This window comes from Pseudomonas kitaguniensis (assembly GCF_049199985.1).
Taxonomy (GTDB): Bacteria; Pseudomonadota; Gammaproteobacteria; order Pseudomonadales; family Pseudomonadaceae; genus Aquipseudomonas; species Aquipseudomonas kitaguniensis.
In genome coordinates, this window is record NZ_JBLZPT010000067.1 from 1 (window position 1) to 264 (window position 264).

A 264-nucleotide genomic window follows, 5' to 3' on the forward strand; every position below is an offset into this window, starting at 1 on the left:
ATCCTCCAAGGCTAAATACTACTGACTGACCGATAGTGAACTAGTACCGTGAGGGAAAGGCGAAAAGAACCCCGGAGAGGGGAGTGAAATAGATCCTGAAACCGTATGCGTACAAGCAGTGGGAGCCTACTTTGTTAGGTGACTGCGTACCTTTTGTATAATGGGTCAGCGACTTATTTTCAGTGGCGAGCTTAACCGAATAGGGGAGGCGTAGCGAAAGCGAGTCTTAATAGGGCGTCTAGTCGCTGGGAATAGACCCGAAAC

General features: G+C 49.2%; 1 rRNA gene. It reads left to right on the plus strand.

What is annotated here, in order from left to right:
• Nucleotides 1-264 (plus strand): 23S ribosomal RNA (locus ACOZK9_RS27380); the annotation flags it as partial.